General features: G+C 55.6%; 18 protein-coding genes. 4 read left to right on the plus strand and 14 right to left on the minus strand.

The window, feature by feature from the left end; translation table 11 throughout:
- Window positions 1-9: 9 nt before the first annotated feature.
- The 4 genes from pqqC to GN242_RS18290 all read right to left on the minus strand — a co-directional run bounded on the left by pqqC (window position 10) and on the right by GN242_RS18290 (window position 3304).
- Window positions 10-765 carry a pyrroloquinoline-quinone synthase PqqC gene (gene pqqC, locus GN242_RS18275; protein WP_154752783.1) on the minus strand — a complete coding sequence of 252 codons (756 nt, stop codon included), beginning with the start codon at window positions 763-765 and terminating at the stop codon, window positions 10-12.
- A complete protein-coding gene (pqqB, locus tag GN242_RS18280) occupies window positions 762-1673 on the minus strand; it encodes a pyrroloquinoline quinone biosynthesis protein PqqB (RefSeq protein ID WP_154752784.1) in 912 nt (303 codons plus the stop codon). Before pqqB ends, pqqC begins: the two co-directional genes overlap by 4 nt.
- A 340-nt stretch (window positions 1674-2013) precedes the next feature.
- Complete coding sequence (gene pqqA, locus GN242_RS18285) at window positions 2014-2085, minus strand: pyrroloquinoline quinone precursor peptide PqqA (RefSeq protein ID WP_072166356.1); 72 nt, start codon at window positions 2083-2085, stop codon at window positions 2014-2016.
- Window positions 2086-2266: 181 nt separating this feature from the next.
- Window positions 2267-3304, minus strand: a complete 1038-nt coding sequence (locus tag GN242_RS18290) for a dipeptidase (protein ID WP_156287975.1) — start codon at window positions 3302-3304, stop codon at window positions 2267-2269.
- Here GN242_RS18290 and GN242_RS21855 point away from each other — a divergent pair.
- Window positions 3303-3428, plus strand: a complete 126-nt coding sequence (locus tag GN242_RS21855) for a hypothetical protein (protein ID WP_255474431.1) — start codon at window positions 3303-3305, stop codon at window positions 3426-3428. The two genes, GN242_RS18290 and GN242_RS21855, sit on opposite strands and share 2 nt — an antisense overlap.
- Here the strand turns inward: GN242_RS21855 and GN242_RS18295 are convergent.
- The 5 genes from GN242_RS18295 to GN242_RS18315 form a co-directional block, all read right to left on the minus strand.
- Window positions 3406-3630 (minus strand): ogr/Delta-like zinc finger family protein, encoded by a 225-nt coding sequence (locus GN242_RS18295; RefSeq protein WP_154752786.1) that lies wholly within the window; start codon window positions 3628-3630, stop codon window positions 3406-3408. The two genes, GN242_RS21855 and GN242_RS18295, sit on opposite strands and share 23 nt — an antisense overlap.
- A gap of 108 nt (window positions 3631-3738) precedes the next feature.
- Complete coding sequence (lysC, locus tag GN242_RS21800; protein ID WP_230320701.1) at window positions 3739-4032, minus strand: Rz1-like lysis system protein LysC; 294 nt, start codon at window positions 4030-4032, stop codon at window positions 3739-3741.
- A gap of 273 nt (window positions 4033-4305) precedes the next feature.
- The gene (locus tag GN242_RS18305) at window positions 4306-4815 is read right to left on the minus strand and encodes a lysozyme (RefSeq protein WP_154752788.1); all 510 of its coding nucleotides are present in this window, start codon (window positions 4813-4815) and stop codon (window positions 4306-4308) included.
- A complete protein-coding gene (locus tag GN242_RS18310; RefSeq protein ID WP_154752789.1) occupies window positions 4799-5026 on the minus strand; it encodes a phage holin family protein in 228 nt (75 codons plus the stop codon). Before GN242_RS18310 ends, GN242_RS18305 begins: the two co-directional genes overlap by 17 nt.
- 428 nt (window positions 5027-5454) lie before the next feature.
- Window positions 5455-5643 (minus strand): hypothetical protein, encoded by a 189-nt coding sequence (locus tag GN242_RS18315; RefSeq protein ID WP_156287976.1) that lies wholly within the window; start codon window positions 5641-5643, stop codon window positions 5455-5457.
- A 499-nt stretch (window positions 5644-6142) separates the two neighbouring features.
- On the opposite strand from GN242_RS18315, the gene GN242_RS18320 reads away from it, so the two are divergent.
- Window positions 6143-6757, plus strand: coding sequence for a phage repressor protein CI (locus GN242_RS18320; protein WP_154752790.1), 615 nt, complete (start codon window positions 6143-6145; stop codon window positions 6755-6757).
- A gap of 22 nt (window positions 6758-6779) precedes the next feature.
- Here the strand turns inward: GN242_RS18320 and idnR are convergent, their stop codons facing one another.
- From idnR to idnD, 4 genes are all read right to left on the minus strand, one after another.
- Complete coding sequence (gene idnR / locus GN242_RS18325) at window positions 6780-7775, minus strand: DNA-binding transcriptional regulator IdnR (RefSeq protein WP_154752791.1); 996 nt, start codon at window positions 7773-7775, stop codon at window positions 6780-6782.
- An 84-nt stretch (window positions 7776-7859) separates the two neighbouring features.
- Window positions 7860-9179 carry a gluconate:H+ symporter gene (locus GN242_RS18330; protein ID WP_154752792.1) on the minus strand — a complete coding sequence of 440 codons (1320 nt, stop codon included), beginning with the start codon at window positions 9177-9179 and terminating at the stop codon, window positions 7860-7862.
- Window positions 9180-9282: 103 nt separating this feature from the next.
- A complete protein-coding gene (gene idnO, locus GN242_RS18335; protein WP_156287977.1) occupies window positions 9283-10047 on the minus strand; it encodes a gluconate 5-dehydrogenase in 765 nt (254 codons plus the stop codon).
- A 9-nt stretch (window positions 10048-10056) separates the two neighbouring features.
- Window positions 10057-11088, minus strand: a complete 1032-nt coding sequence (gene idnD, locus GN242_RS18340) for an L-idonate 5-dehydrogenase (protein ID WP_156287978.1) — start codon at window positions 11086-11088, stop codon at window positions 10057-10059.
- A 241-nt stretch (window positions 11089-11329) separates the two neighbouring features.
- Between idnD and GN242_RS18345 the strand changes: the two genes are divergently transcribed.
- Both GN242_RS18345 and GN242_RS18350 read left to right on the plus strand, forming a co-directional pair.
- Window positions 11330-13327: an NADPH-dependent 2,4-dienoyl-CoA reductase gene (locus tag GN242_RS18345; RefSeq protein WP_156287979.1), complete on the plus strand. Its 1998-nt coding sequence runs from the start codon at window positions 11330-11332 to the stop codon at window positions 13325-13327.
- A 108-nt stretch (window positions 13328-13435) separates the two neighbouring features.
- Complete coding sequence (locus GN242_RS18350) at window positions 13436-14149, plus strand: purine nucleoside phosphorylase YfiH/LACC1 family protein (RefSeq protein ID WP_156287980.1); 714 nt, start codon at window positions 13436-13438, stop codon at window positions 14147-14149.
- 335 nt (window positions 14150-14484) lie between these two features.
- On the opposite strand, the gene rlmG is transcribed toward GN242_RS18350, so the two are convergent.
- Window positions 14485-15612 carry a 23S rRNA (guanine(1835)-N(2))-methyltransferase RlmG gene (gene rlmG, locus GN242_RS18355; protein WP_154752797.1) on the minus strand — a complete coding sequence of 376 codons (1128 nt, stop codon included), beginning with the start codon at window positions 15610-15612 and terminating at the stop codon, window positions 14485-14487.
- Window positions 15613-15675 lie beyond the last annotated feature (63 nt).

Here is a 15675-nt window from a genome sequence, read left to right on the forward strand (position 1 = left end):
GTTGGTTGATCACAGCAGTTTTCCTTGGTGCCAGACCGGCTGATCCGTCACGGTGTGGTATGGCGGGCGGTTGAGGGCGTAAGCCATGGTCATCGCATCCAGCATCGTCCACAGAATATCGAGTTTGAACTGTAAAATTTCCAGCATCCGCTGCTGTTTTTCTACCGTGTTGCAGTACTCCAGCGCCAGCTGTAGCCCGTGCTCCACGTCGCGGCGTGCCTGGCTGAGACGACCACGGAAATAACCGTAACCTTCTGCTTCAATCCAGGTGTAATGCTGCGGCCAGCTATCAAGGCGCGACTGGTGGATCTGCGGTGCAAACAGTTCGGTCAGCGAGCTACAGGCTGCTTCCTGCCATACCGCACGGCGGGCAAAGCTGACGTAGGCATCCACGGCGAAGCGCACGCCGGGAAGTACCATCCGTTCGGAAAGCAGTACCTCACGATCAAGACCAACCGCTTCACCCAGCCGCAGCCAGGCTTCAATTCCGCCATCGTTATCGCCCTGACCATCGTGATCGAGAATACGCTGCACCCATTTACGTCGGGTCAGCGGATCCGGGCAGTTAGCCATAATCGCCGCATCCTTCAGCGGGATGCTGGTCTGGTAATAAAAGCGATTCGCCACCCAGCCCTGGATCTGCTCGCGGGTCGCTTCACCGTTGTGCATGGCGATATGGAATGGATGATGGATATGGTAATAAGCACCGCGATCGCGCAGCGCCTGTTCAAACTGTTCCGGGGTCATCAGGATCGGATTGCTCATAGTTCAATACTCATGCCGTCATAGCTGACCTCGATGCCGCGCCGCGTCAGCGCCTGGCGCTCTGCGGAGGATTCATCAAGGATCGGATTGGTGTTGTTGATATGAATCAGGATTTTACGCTGCGCCGGCAGATTACTGAGTACCGCCATCAGGCCCTGCTCTTCACCCAGCGCCAGATGGCCCATATCGCGCCCGGTATTGCGACCGACGCCGGTGGTAGCCAGCTCATTATCCTGCCACAGCGTACCGTCAATCAGCAGGCAGTCGGCCTGCGCCATCAGCGCCAGCAGTGCCGCATCGGGTTCACCTAAGCCTGGCGCATACAGCAGCTTTTTGCCGCTGGCGCTGTTTTCGATCATCAGCGCGATATTGTGGCCGGGCAGCGGACGCCCGCGATAGGGTGAATAAGGTGGCGCATTGCTGAGGATCGGGATCGCCGTGAATTGCAGTGACGGGCAGACCGCCACAGAAAACGGCTCCGCAGGCTGGATAGCGTGATGAATCAACCCGCCGTTCCAGTGCTTTAGCATGGTGAAGATCGGGAAGCCGCTGGTCAGATCCGCGTGCACTTCCGGGGTGCACCATACGGAATGCGGGCAGCCTTCGCGCAGGTTAAGCAGGCCGGTGCAGTGATCGATCTGGCTGTCGGTGAGAATGATCGATCCTATCGCCGTTCCGCGCAGTACGTCCTGCTTGTGCAGTTCAGGATTGGCAGCAATCTGGTGGCAGATATCGGGCGAGGCATTACACAGCACCCAGTCGATACCGTTATCGCTGACCGCAATCGATGACTGGGTGCGCGCCGTAGCCGTTACGCTGCCGTCACGTACACCCTGGCAGTTAGGGCAATGGCAGTTCCACTGAGGGAAACCACCACCCGCAGCAGAGCCGAGAACTTTGATTTTCATGGATAAACCGGAAGATAAATTAAAAATGCCCGCTCACATGCAGGCATCAATTTTAGCCGAAGTCAGAAGTATGATGGCTGGATTAATTGCCAAAATAATTCGTGCTGTAACAAGGCGACGACGCAGCGAATCCCCGGGAGCTTACATCAGTAACTGACTGAAGCAGAGGAGGAAAGCCAACGCGGTTACAGCACGAAGAATCACGGCTAATTGAATTGCCAAAATAATTCGTACCGTAACAAGGCGTCGACGCAGCGCATCCCCGGGAGCTTACATCAGTAAGTGACCGGGGTAAGCGAGGAAAGCCAACGCGGTTACAGCACGAAGAATGACGGCAATTTTAGCGGTTGGAGATATACAAAGTAACTTCCAGACCCAGACGCATATCGATAAAGGTAGGTTTAGTCCACATAGTGTTTCCCTCAAGGTGTTTAAAAATCAACCGCTCTACTTTGATTGTTGGTAGATGATCGGCATGTTGTCAAATTACTGTAATTTGGCGGCATAGATGTTGCGCCTATGATAAATCTATATCAACCCTAAAAAGTGCACGGGTTATGCTGTTTTGAACTATTTGGTTCAAAAATCAGCCATTATTCTTTCCAGGTTTTTCGCAGTACCCTTAGCCAGTTGTCGCGACATAGCTTTTTCAGCAGCGGTTCGTTATAGCCTGCCGTGCGCAGCGCGGCCAGCAGATGCGGCAGCCCGGTAACATCGCCGATCTTATCGGGCAGATTGATACCGTCGAAGTCTGATCCAAAGGCAACGCTATTTTCCCCCAGTTTTTCCAGCAGGTAATCCAGATGTTGCACCATTACGCTGAGGGGCATGTCTCCATCACGTTTGCCATCGCTGCGCAGGAAAGAGGTGCCGAAATTCAGCCCGACCAGTCCGTCGCTTTCGGCAATCGCGGTTAGCTGGGCATCTGTCAGGTTACGCGGCTGGGGGCACAATGTGTGGACGTTGGAGTGGCTGGCAACCAGCGGCGCGTCACTGAGCTGTGCGGTTTGCCAGAAGGCTTTTTCATTCATATGCGACAGATCAATCATCAGGCCGCGCTGATTACAGGCAGCGATCAGCCGCTTTCCGGCGGCGGTCAGCCCTTCTCCGGTATCCGGCGAGCCGGGGAAACTGCCGCTGATACCAAAGCCAAAGCGGTTCGGCAGATTCCAGAACGGCCCGATGCTGCGCAGGCCGGCCTGCTGCCAGCGATCCAGCTGACTGAGTTCATCATCCAGCGCTTCCGCGCCTTCGATATGCATTACCATCGCCAGCACGCCGTTTGCCATGCAGTGTTCGATTTCACTGACGCTACGGCAAATTTTCGCCTGCCCTGCTGACTGTGCTTCCAGCTGTTGCAGGATAGCGATCTGCTGTTCGGTAATGGCCAGCGGATCGTGCACGTCGCCCTGGCGGCTGGGGAATTTTGCTACATAATCGGCAGGCGGCACAAACACCGCAAACAGCCCTCCGGCAAAACCACCTGTACGCATGCGGTTGAGGTCGAGGTGGCCGCTCAGGCGCTGATGCAGAAAGGCTTCAGCGGGATTATCCGCGTGATGCAGCCACAGGTGCAGCAGCAGATCGTTGTGACCGTCAAAGATGGGAGTTATCGAAGAAGAATTTGTCATGGGTGCGCCAGCATTCGTCTGTGAGGCAGAACAGGATAGCGCAGATTTGCAGGAACTGGCGGATGCAAAAATCAGGGCGGGGGTGACCCCGCCGCTGACGGTTAGCTTCCACGGCGGCTGGTAGTGGCTTTCACCGCTGGCGCGGAAGCAGGCTGTGTACCTCCTTCCTGCGGCCGGGCAACAATACCGGTTATGGATTCCATCGATTTAAAGGTGCAGCTACATTTCAGGTTCTGACACTGGTGATAACGCTCCTTGGTTTCGCTGCTGAGAATACGGCTGGAACGGGCGTGACTGTTATGTTGGCAAATCGGGCATGGCATCATGGTTGACCTCCAATAGTCATTAGTCTCACTCACACTTTGTGAATAAAACTAATTATATTCACTTAAAGTGAATTAGCAAGTAAAATTAATCACTTTATGGAAGCTCATCTATAACCCGTCTGTCACGCCTTGCCGCACTGAACCGGCTTTGAGGTAATGCTGTTGCTGGCACTGTTTAATGGTTTCAACTTGCAGGCCACACGTCAGCAGCGCCTGTTCCAGCTGGTGGATAACGGTCAGCAGATCACCCTGGGTCTGCGCCTGATTTGCCGGGATCGAACAGCTGCTGACGGCGGGACATCCACTCCAGATAATCTCCGGGGGTGGCGAAGGACGGGTGCTGCTGCAAGCGGATAATCCCGTCAGGCAAAGCAGCATCACTCCAGTGTTGTAATACTTCATTGCGGCGTATAATCCTCTGATCGTTAAGCTGTTGTTGGCTGGCGATGGCGCTGGATCTGATCAGCGACTGGCGTAGCTCCCGTTCCGCCTCAGCCTGGCGGCCAAGCTCATCTTGCAGCTGTTTGATCACCTGCTCACGCTGGCTGACTGCCGCACTGAACAGCGCATTCGCCCGCTGTAACGCCATCTGTTCACGGTGCATATGGGCCAGGTAGGTGCCCATGCCGCCAAGCGTGGTCAGTAACAGCAGCAGCAGAGTGATAAACAGACGGTTCATGGCACCCCCTTTATGCACCGGGCATATTCTGCCGCGCGCCGTGCTTCAATCCCTTTATTACGTACGCCCGCCACATAAACCCAGCGTCTGAGCTGATCGCAGGCCGCCTGCCACTGCCGCTGATTAATCAGCCGGGCAAACGTAGAGCGGCAAACTGCACCAACGCCGACGTTAAATGCAAAAGAGACCGTGGCGTCGTACACCGCCTGCGGCATCTCAACCGCCATACAGCGCGCAATACCGTTCTCCACCCGCTGTACGTCATCAATCAGGTTTACCGCCACCTGTCGTTCATTGACCTCGGTTACAGACGTCACACCACGGGTATGTCCGATGCCATTTGTCCAGACGCCTGCACTGCACTGATACGGCGACAGACGGCAGCCCTCAGCATCGGCCAGCAGCTGCAACCCTTCGCTGGAGATGCGCAGAGAAGAGAACGAAGGCAGTGTGGCCGCCAGCGCCAGTACCAGCAGTAGCGCGCACTTCTTAGCTGTTGAATTCATCCTCATTCCTGCCCGTTTGCCGCTGTTGCAACAACCGCCAGGTTTTACGGCGGTAGTGCCAGTTAATAAAAAAATTCGCGATGTTAATGCCCAGAGTTGCCACCGCCACCAGCGCCCCCACCATAAAAGCAATGTCCTGAACCGTATGGCGAGCTGACCACATCATGATCGCGCCGATCAGATAAGTGATAAATGAGCTGCTTTTTTCCATCGGTCAGCTCCAGGCAGTTAGCGTACGAATTACAGGATGAAAACAGCGCTTATCAACGCTGTCGTGAAGCAGGTTATTACTTTTCATATTCCACTCCCCCGTCATGGGTAGGCGATAAACAGAAAAGGCAGAGAAAGGAGCGAGTGTCTCCCCGCAGTCTCGCTTTGCCTGGTAAGCACAGGCAGTGTGCTTTTTCGACTATCACTTCTCAATCGGGGGGTGTTGTAGGGAAAGTCTGACAACGATATGCCGCCTGCCAGGCAAACGCTTTTCATAATTAAGCGGGCAACGGCGGTGAAAAGATAAAAAAAGCCCCCTAAATGGGGGCATCAGCAGAACTACACGAAGTGGGGGAAGAGTCCTTTCGGCGCACGTGTGGTCTGAGTCTCCAGTCTGCAAGGGGTAGCTGGAAAACAGTAATAAAAGCCTTAACTCTCGTTCGGCGGAGAAAAGACCACCGAAAAATGGGAGTTTTTAAGCTCCACTCCGCTGGCGATTTCGGCAATCAAATGCAGCGCGATCTCGCGATCCCGCTCCCGGCAAACTCCTTCAGAGGTTAATCTTGCTATCAGTTCCACGCGCTCCAGAATTACTCTTTCGGCTAATTCTTTGTCCACAATTCCCCCTCCTTATTACTGTATATACATACAGTAGCATAGCGCTAACTAATAAGAAAAGTTTTTTACCAATGCCAGGGGAAATCCTTATCACCATGATAATCATCAAATTAATACCCTGAGACGATTGGATCAATTCTCCGGCTCTGGCAGCATTTGTCCTTGTTTTTCACAGCAGCACCTTACCTTTCAGCGTAAACAAGCAGGGTTGGCTAAGGGGGTATTAATTAGCATTCCTGATGTGCTGTCAGACGGATAGCGTATCTGATTTGTCGATAAATCCCCTTTAAACACCTGTCCTCAGCTGAGTAACGCGAGATTCACTAAAGATGAATGTTGTGGCTGAAATAGCAAAGGAGAGGGGGTTTTCAGGTTGTAAAAATGACCACTTTCGGGCAAAATTATGGGTAATTTATGTGCTCGCCATCCTGATGTACTCATAAAGCTACAAGTTTCACTGCACATCCCCAAAAGATGAATTAACCAGGAGTTTGAGAGAGTGAGCCTTAAAATCGATTTCCAAAGCGGCGCCAAAGAAGTGCTGGATCGGGTGCTCCAGGCGTACGGGTTTACCACTAAACTGGCGCTGGCTGAACATCTGGGTATCGCCAGCAGCAGCCTTGCTAATCGCTATTCGCGCGGCCACTTCCCTTCAGATATTGTGATTCGCTGCATGGCTGATACCCAGGCTTCATTACAGTGGCTGGCTACCGGGGAGGGAGAACCCTTTTCCGGCACACCGGCCGAAAAGTGCTCTGCATCTTCACAAAATGAAAACTTACTGTCGCTTCCCCGTCAACGTCTTGATGCCGGTAAGCTGACCGATCTCACCAGCATCACGCTGGAGACCGCCTTCTTTGAAACCTGGCCTGCCCGCATTATGCAGCCGCTGCTGATCGTTGATGGTCATCAGCAGTTTATTGCCGAGAAAGCTTTTGGCGAGATCCTCGACGGCGACTGGCTGGTATCGCTGGAGGGCCAGGTCAGCATCCGCACCCTGACGCGCATCCCGCCGGGGCGAGTGCGGGTTGCCAGCGGTCAGCAGCAGTTTGAGTGCGCTCTTAATGAGCTGGTTCCGCTGGCGCGTATCGTGGTTGCCTGCAAGCCGGTGTAACGTTGCAGGCCCGTATACCCTGCTAGATGGTTTCGCCCATAAATATCTGATAGCTCAGATCGACCGAATCAGCAGAAAAACGGCTGTCGCTAATTTTTTTTAGCAGCAGTTCGGCGGCGGTATAGCCGATAGCGTAGCGTGGGGTAATAACGCTGGCCATGGTTGGGTACATTTCGCGGCTGATATCCAGCCCGTGGAATCCGGCAATGGCAATGCGTCCAGGAACAGCAATGCCGTGGCGCTGACAGTGCAGCAGCGCCCCCAGCGCGAGGTCGTCATTAGTGCAGAAGATCGCGTCGAGATCCGGAAACCGCTCCAGCGCGCTGGCCAGCATCGCAGCGCCCAGCTTCTGCGATGAGATTGCCTTCGGATTGACCCGATCCCCCGTACCGCCCCGCTCCTCCATCGCCTGACAGTAACCGCGATAGCGAAACTCATCGCGGCGATCGTCCTGCGAACCAAAGTAGATCACCCGTTTTCGCCCCTGGTCGAGCAGCGTACGGGTCATATCGTAGCCCGCACTGAAGTTGTTAAAACCTACCTGCATATCCAGACAGCTGCCCTGAGTATCCATGACTTCGACAATCGGGATCTGCGCCGCCCTCAGGTACTTCACAGCGCGCAGGGTATGATCCTTTTCGCTGAGAATAATGCCGTCAATGTTATACGACAGCAGATTGATGATCTGCTCCTCTTCCGTCTGTTTGTCGTAGTTATAGTTGGCGATCAGCGTCTGATAGCGCCCCTCTTTGGTGGCCGCCTCAATTCCGCTCAGGAGATCGGCAAAGATCTGATTTTTAAACGAGGGGATCAGCACGCCCAGAGTGTAGCTTTTGGAACTCAGCAGCATCTCCGGCGCACGGTTGGGAATATAGTTAATTTCTTCAATAATTTGCGCGATCTTCGCTCCGGTTTCCGGCGATACACGGTCGGGTGTGCGCAGATAGCGGCTGACCGTCATTTTGGTGACGCCTGCCAGCGTAGCGATGTCCTGAAGCGATATACGATGAGCACGCATCGGGTGTTTCCATTCAATGTGAAAGGGGCCAGGCATGCCTGACCCCTGCGGGAATTGTTGCTGATGGGGCTGATTTTGCCGATATTAATGAATTATCGCATTCAGAATCAATACACCCCCAAGGCCGAGGAAGGAGATCAAGGTCTCCATCACCGTCCAGGTTTTCAGCGTCTCGGTCACGCTCAGGTTAAAGTAGCCTTTAAACAGCCAGAAGCCTGGGTCGTTAACGTGAGAAGCAATAACACTGCCGGATCCAACCGCCAGCACCATCAGCGCCGGATCTGCGTGGGTGATAGCGATAATTGGCGTCACAATACCGGCGGTAGTAATCGCGGCCACGGTGGCGGAACCCAGCGCGATACGCAGCATCGCCGCGACCGTCCAGCACATCAGCAGCGGAGAGAGTGAAGAGCCTTTCATCATATCGGCGATATAGTTGCCCACGCCGCTGTCCACCAGCACCTGTTTAAAGGCACCGCCACCGGCAATGATAAAGACGATCATGGCAATAGCGGCAATCGACGAGCCGCACATCTCCATCACTTCTTCCATTTTACGCCCGTTGCGCAGGCCGAGGGTGAATACCGCGATAACTACCGAGATAAACAGCGCCACCGCCGGGTTACCGATAAATTCAAAGAACTGGCGCAGTACGTTCTCTTTTGGTGTGGTCAGCTCAAACACCGCAGCAACTGCCATCAGGATCACCGGGATCACCGCCGCGAAGATGCTGGTCCAGAAGCCCGGCATTTCATGATCTTCAAAGATTTTTGGGTTATAGAGTCCTTCCGGTGGTGATTTTTCGAAGCCTTTCAGGAATTTCGAGAAGATCGGACCGGCGATAATTACCGTTGGAATGGTGATAATCATCCCGTAGAGCAGCGTAGTACCGAGGTTAGCGCCAAAGATAGTGGCAATGGCAGTCGGCCCCGGATGCGGCGGCAGGAAGCAGTGCGTGACTGACAGCGCGGCAACCATCGGAACGCCAACGTAGAGCAGTGGCATCCCCGATGCGGCCACCACGGTAAAGACCAGCGGTAACAGCAGCACGAAGCCAATCTCATAGAACATCGCCAGGCCAACGATCAGTCCGGTAACCATCAGCGCCCACTGTACGCGCTGCTTTCCAAAGGAGGCGATGAGCGTAGTAGCCACGCGTTGAGCCGCTCCGGTATCCGATACCAGCTTGCCGAGCATCGCCCCGAAGCCAAGAATCAGTGCCAGGCTGCCGAGCGTACCGCCAACCCCTTTTTGAATTGAAGCAATGACCGCCAGCGGCGTCATCCCCTCCGCAATCCCTACCACGGCCGACACAAAGATTAAGGCGATAAAGCCGTTGACCTTGAAGAAGATCATCAGCACAAGCAGCAGGATTACGCCAATAGCTATTATTGTAATGGGCATAAAGCACTTCCTATAGGTGAGGTAAAAAGTTTGGTAATCACTCTTATCCATAAGATTTCAGGTTGCAGCCAGCACTGCGGCAACCTGAAAGATAAAGCATAGGTCAGACCGCGACGCGCATACCGCCATCAACAAAAAGTAAGTGTCCGTTCACAAAATCAGAGGCTTTCGAGGCAAGAAACACCGCTGCACCAATCAGCTCTTCCGGGTTACCCCAGCGCGCCGCAGGTGTACGTTTGCATAGCCAGGAGGTGAAAGCTTCATCATCGGCCAGCGCCTGGGTCATCTCAGTTTTGAAGTAGCCCGGTGCGATGCCGTTGACCTGTATATTGTGGCGCGCCAGTTCTACACACATACCGCGTGTCAGCATGGTGACCGCCCCTTTCGATGCCGCATAAGGGGTGATGGTGTCGCGCCCCAGTTCACTTTGCATCGAACCAATATTGATGATTTTTCCCTGCTGACGCGTCACCATCTGGCGGGCAACCGCCTGAGATACCAGGAACACTGCCGTCTGGTTTACCGCTATCACATCGTTCCAGTCCTGCTCCGGAAACTCCAGAAACGGGCGGCGGCGCTGGATCCCTGCGTTGTTCACCAGCACATCAATCGGGCCGATTTCACGTTCAATCTTCTCGACGCCAGCATTCACCTCCGCAGATTGCGTCACATTAAACGCCACGGCATGAGCCTTGAAACCCTGCTGTTGCAGATCTGCCGCGGCTTTCTCAGCGCCCTGCTGGGTGGTGGCGTTAATGATCACTTCGGCCCCGGCCTGTGCCAGACCTTTCGCCATCAAAAAACCAATGCCGCGTCCGGAGCCGGTGATCAGTACACGTTTATTTTCGAGCGAGAAAAGCGTCGTCATGGTCATCCCTTAAAAAGTCAGCTGCACTTTGGCGGCCTGGGTTTTATCACCGGCAAATTGCAGCGCAGCGTCAATGTTCTGGTAGTCGTATTCGCCGCTGAACAGCGGCAGCGGGTTTACCGTTCCGTTACCCAGCCACTCAACCGCAGTGTTGAACTCGGTGGTGAAGCGGAACGATCCGACCAGTTTGATCTCTTTGGCAATCAGCATCATGATCGGGAAGCCAGGCACATCACCGCCCATCCCCACCTGTACCAGAGTGCCTTTTGCTCGCGTCACTTCCAGACAGCGCGTCAGTGAAGAGGGGTGGCCGGAGGCTTCAAACGCCACGTCAAAATAGCCTTTCTCGGCCAGATACGGGGTAAAATCACCGCTGGCAGCGTGAAGGGTGCTGGTAGCGCCCATTGCCGTTGCCATTGCCAGTGAGCGCTCGCTGACGTCGGCGCAAACCACTTCCGCCGCCCCTTTTGCCCTGGCTGCCGCCGCAATCAGGCAGCCGATCGGACCAACGCCGGAGATAAAGACTTTTTTGCCGTGCAGATCGCCGCCCTGGTTAGCCGCATGAATGCAGACCGCGAGAGGTTCAGCAAACACCATCACCTTATCGTCGGCGGTATTATCGAAGGGAATGCACTGGCTGCTGTCGACCACTTTGTACTGAGTGAAACCGCCGTCCACGTGCGGGTAGTACATCGCGCTGCCAAAGAAACGCATGGTGGTGCACTGATTTTCTTCCTGCGCCAGGCAATATTTACACTCACCGCAGGGTTTAGAGGGGTTTACCGCAACTTTCTGATTCTCTTTAAGCGCCGGATTGTCACTTTTCACCACATAGCCAATCACTTCATGGCCCAGGATCATCGGCATTTTTACCGCAAAGCTGCCCACTTTGCCGTGCTGATAGTAGTGCAGATCTGAACCGCAAATGCCGCCGCGTGTAATGCGTACCAGCGTCCCTGTGCCCTGATAGTTGACCTGCTGGCTGATAACTTCGACCTGCTCTTTACCGTTAATCATGCAGGATTGCGTAAGGGTACTCATGGTGATCTCCAGGACGTTTCGATTTATTGCGCCTATCAAATCGATATTTAAGATGCAAAACTGTGAAACCGATCACTAAAAATCATGTTACTAAATCAATGTTACGCATAACGTGAACCACGTTGTCCTTTCTCCCGGCGCTATTCAGTGGCATGCATCACAAAGCGATTAACTGCACTTTCATCGCGCTCATTTGACCGCTACAGTAAAACTCATCCGACCACTTCAGGAATCGCTGACGATGAGCCTGTCACTGTTCACCCCGCTGGATCTGGGTTTTACCCAGCTTAAAAACCGTTTTCTGATGGGATCGATGCATACCGGGCTGGAAGAGCACCCGGATGGCGCAGCCCGGCTGGCGGCGTTCTATGCCGAACGCGCTCGCGCCGGAGTGGCGCTGATTGTGACCGGCGGCATTGCCCCTTCACCAGAGGGCGTGGTGAGCGCCGGGGCATCGGTGCTGAATGAGGAGAGCCAGCTGGAACATCACCGGCAGGTAACGGACGCAGTACATCAGGCAGGTGGCAAAATCGCTATGCAGATCCTGCACGCCGGGCGCTACAGCTATCAGCCCGCGCTGGTGGCCCCTTCCGCTCTTCAGGCCCCGATCAACCCGTTTTGCCCTCGTGAGCTGACTCGTCATGAGATTCTGCAACTGATTGCTGATTACGCCCGCTGTGCTCGTCTGGCGCAGCAGGCGGGCTACGACGGCGTAGAGATTATGGCCTCCGAAGGCTATCTGATTAACCAGTTTCTGGTGGCACACACTAACCAGCGCAGCGATGAATGGGGCGGCAGCGAAGAGCATCGCCAGCGTTTTGCCCTCGCGATCCTGCGCGCAGTGCGCGAGGCGGTGGGTAGCGAATTTATTATTATTTTCCGCCTGTCGATGCTGGATCTGGTGGAACAGGGCAGTACGCTGGAGCAAACCATTCGCCTGGCACAGGCGGTGGAACAGGCCGGAGCGACCCTGATTAATACCGGTATCGGCTGGCATGAGGCACGCATTCCGACCATTGCCACCTCCGTGCCGCGCGCGGCCTTTGCCTGGGTGACTCAGGCATTGAAACAGCACGTTACTATCCCGCTGATTGCCACCAACCGTATTAACCACCCTGATGTAGCGCAGCGCGTGCTGGATGAAGGCTGTGCCGATATGGTATCGATGGCGCGCCCGTTTCTCGCTGACCCTGAGTTTGTGCTAAAAGCGCAGCAGGGGCGCAGCGATGAGATTAATACCTGCATCGGCTGTAATCAGGCCTGTCTTGACCAGATTTTCGCAGGCAAGCTGACCTCCTGTCTGGTCAACCCCCGTGCCTGCCATGAAACGGAACTGGTGCAAATGCCTGCGTTGGCGGTAAAAAATCTGGCAGTGGTGGGTGCCGGCCCCGCCGGACTGGCCTTTGCGGTCAATGCCGCACAGCGCGGTCACCAGGTTACGCTGTTTGATACGCACCCCGAGCCAGGAGGACAGTTTAATATTGCCCGCCAGATCCCCGGTAAAGAAGAGTTTAGCGAAACGCTGCGCTACTTCAGGCGTCAGCTTGAGCTGCACCGCGTTACGCTGCGGCTGGGCCATCGCGCCACCGTGGAGGATTTAACCACATTTGATGAGGTGGTGCTGGCTACCGGCATTGTGCCGCGTACCCCGCCGATCCCGGGTATCGATCACCCCTGCGTACTGAGTTATCTGGAGGTAATCCGCGACAAGAAACCGGTTGGCCAACGCGTGGCGATTATCGGTGCTGGCGGCATTGGTTTCGATACTGCGGAGTATCTGGTGGCGTCGGCACAGGATATTAGCGGCTTCTGTCAGGAGTGGGGCATTGACCGCACCCTCACCCGGCCAGGCGGGCTGCTGCCGCCAGAGAAGCCTGAATCCAGGCGTCAGGTGTGGCTGTTACAGCGCAAACCTGGCAAGCCGGGGGCCGGACTGGCAAAAACCACAGGCTGGATCCATCGTGCCAGCCTGCAAATGCACGGCGTACAGATGTGGGGCAGCGTCGAGTATCAGCAGATTGATGATCAGGGCCTGCATCTGCTGGTGAACGGCGAACCGCAGCTGCTGGCCGTCGATAATGTGGTGATCTGCGCCGGGCAGGAGCCGGAGCGCTCGCTGGCGGATGCCCTGCTGGCACAGGGGATTGCTGTGCATATTATTGGCGGCGCTGACGTGGCACAGGAGCTTGACGCGCGGCGGGCAATCGCTCAGGGCACCCTGCTGGCGCTGGCGATATAATCGACATCAGGCGGAACCCATCTTCGGTTCCGCTCTTATCCTGATAGTGTCCGCCCGGTTTTCCCGGTAGCATCTTAAAGATAAAGATCTGCCTGGAAGGAAAATCCAATGTCGCTCCCTTACCACTCACCGCTTCTCTCGCGCCTGGACTGGCTTGATCACACTTTTATGCCCGCAGGCGCACGCCCGCCGCAGGAGGCGATTTACAATCAGCAGCGCCATAGCGCCCGGGTCATCCTTGATGTTGATGCCCTGCCGCTAAAAAGCCAGGAGGCTGATGGCCTGATTGGTAGCGGGCAACATCCCGTGGCGGTGTATACCGCTGACTGTCTGCCGATTTTGCTCGCCGACAGCCGTCAACAGCAGGTGGCAGCGGTACACGGTGGGTTAAAAGGAGTGCTGAGTGGCGTGCTGATTAACGCTATTCAGCGCCTGTGCGAGCGTGGGGCAACGCCAGAGAGCCTGTTTATTGCCATTGGCCCGGCGATTGGCCCCTGCTGTTACGAACTAGGACGCGAAGTGACCGACCAGGCGCAGCGGGAGGATCCTTATCATCTGGCCGGACTGATGTCATGGTCTGCCAGCCCCCCGCCTAATCCGGCTGCGGTTCGCCCACAGGCGCAGGGCACCACCGCAGGCGTGTGGTTTGACCTGCCGCTGCTGGCAAAGCGTATTGCACTGCGTGCGGGGGTACCGGAAGCGCAGATTGAACTGGCCCGGATCTGTACTTATTGCATGGCGGAGGAGGTGGCAAGTTATCGCCGTAACAGCCATTTCCAGCACGGTTACCAGCAACGATTTTCGTGGATTGCCAAACGTTAAGGGCGAGGCGTGCCTCGCCCCTACGGGGGGGACATCGCGGATATCGTGGGGGCGACAAGGGCGAGGCGTGCCTCGCCCCTACGGGGGGCATCGCGGATATCGTGGGGGCGACAAGGGCGAGGCGTGCCTTGCCCCTACGGGGGGCATCGCGGATATCGTGGGGGCGACAAGGGCGAGGCGTGCCTTGCCCCTACGGGGGGCATCGCGGATATCGTGGGGGCGACAAGGGCGAGGCGTGCCTCGCCCCTACGGGGGCTTCGGGGATATCGTGGGGGCGACAAGGGCGAGGCAGATATCGTAGGGGTCGGGCATGCCCGACCCACAGGTTGCTGGCTTTAAGGCATTTTCACCGAACGCAGTACCACAAATTTCTGGTTGCTTGCCACGGTGGTACAGTTGCCAAACAGCTTCTTCATTTTGTGATAATTGTCGAGATGACGGTTACCAACAATACGCAGTTCGCCGCCATCTTGCAGACAACGGCGTGCATCACGCAACATTTGCCAGGCAATATGGTCGGTAACCGCATTCTGCTGGTGGAATGGCGGATTACACAGTACTGCATGCAGACGGTCTGAAGGATAACCGGCCAGCACGTTATTAACGCTGAACTCACTGCGCGCCAGATCTTGCGGACGGTTGGCGGTAATATTCATCCGGCTGGATGCCACCGCCATATACGACTCATCAACAAAATGCACCTGCGCCAGCGGGTTCTGCTGCAACGCCATCAGGCCAATTACCCCATTGCCGCAGCCGAGATCGACAATCTCCCCTTCCAGATCTGACGGCAGATGCTGTAAAAAGAAGCGCGCGCCAACATCCAGGCTGCCGCGAGAAAAGACATTGGCATGGTTATGGATCTGATAATCGGTGCCGTCCAGCTGCCAGGTGGCAATCACATCGCTCGGCTTCAGCTCGGGTGCGCTGAACGTGCAGTAAATCAGGCGGGCTTTTTTGCGCGCCAGCGAAGTCGTGGTTACGCCGAGGATTTTTTCAAACAGCTGCAAGGTTGACGTGTGGATCTCTTTCGCTTTACCGGCAGCCACAATCTGCGTTTCCGCAGTGACGACATCACGCAGCGCGCGCAGCTGGTGCTCCAGTAGCGCGAGGGTTTTTGGCACTTTAATCAGGACGCGGGCCGGAGCAGCGGGCAGCGGGCTAAGGCTGTCCAAAAGTTGCACGTCTGCTTCATCCAGATGATTCAGCGCCAGGTTCTGACGGGTCGCCTGCTGGTTGAGCCAGGAGTCGCTGATGCTGTAAACCCCCTCGCCCGCCAGTGCGCAGCCCAGCGCGCCAAAGGTGTCGTTAAAAATTAGCGTAGGGCCGCTGACCGGGGCATCGCCAAGATGCTGTAACAGATATTCGTCGGCAGCATCCCAGGCCTGCAACGGGCTTTCTTCGCGCATTTGGGGAAAACGATGCAGCGTCAGCATGCGGTTGCTTAGTTCGAGTTGGCTCATGGGATCACCTTAGTGGTAAAATTCCCGCGTTTTATCCCCTAAAACGGGCGCACAGTAAACGTT

This window comes from Erwinia sorbitola (assembly GCF_009738185.1).
In the GTDB taxonomy this organism is placed as follows: Bacteria; Pseudomonadota; Gammaproteobacteria; order Enterobacterales; family Enterobacteriaceae; genus Erwinia; species Erwinia sorbitola.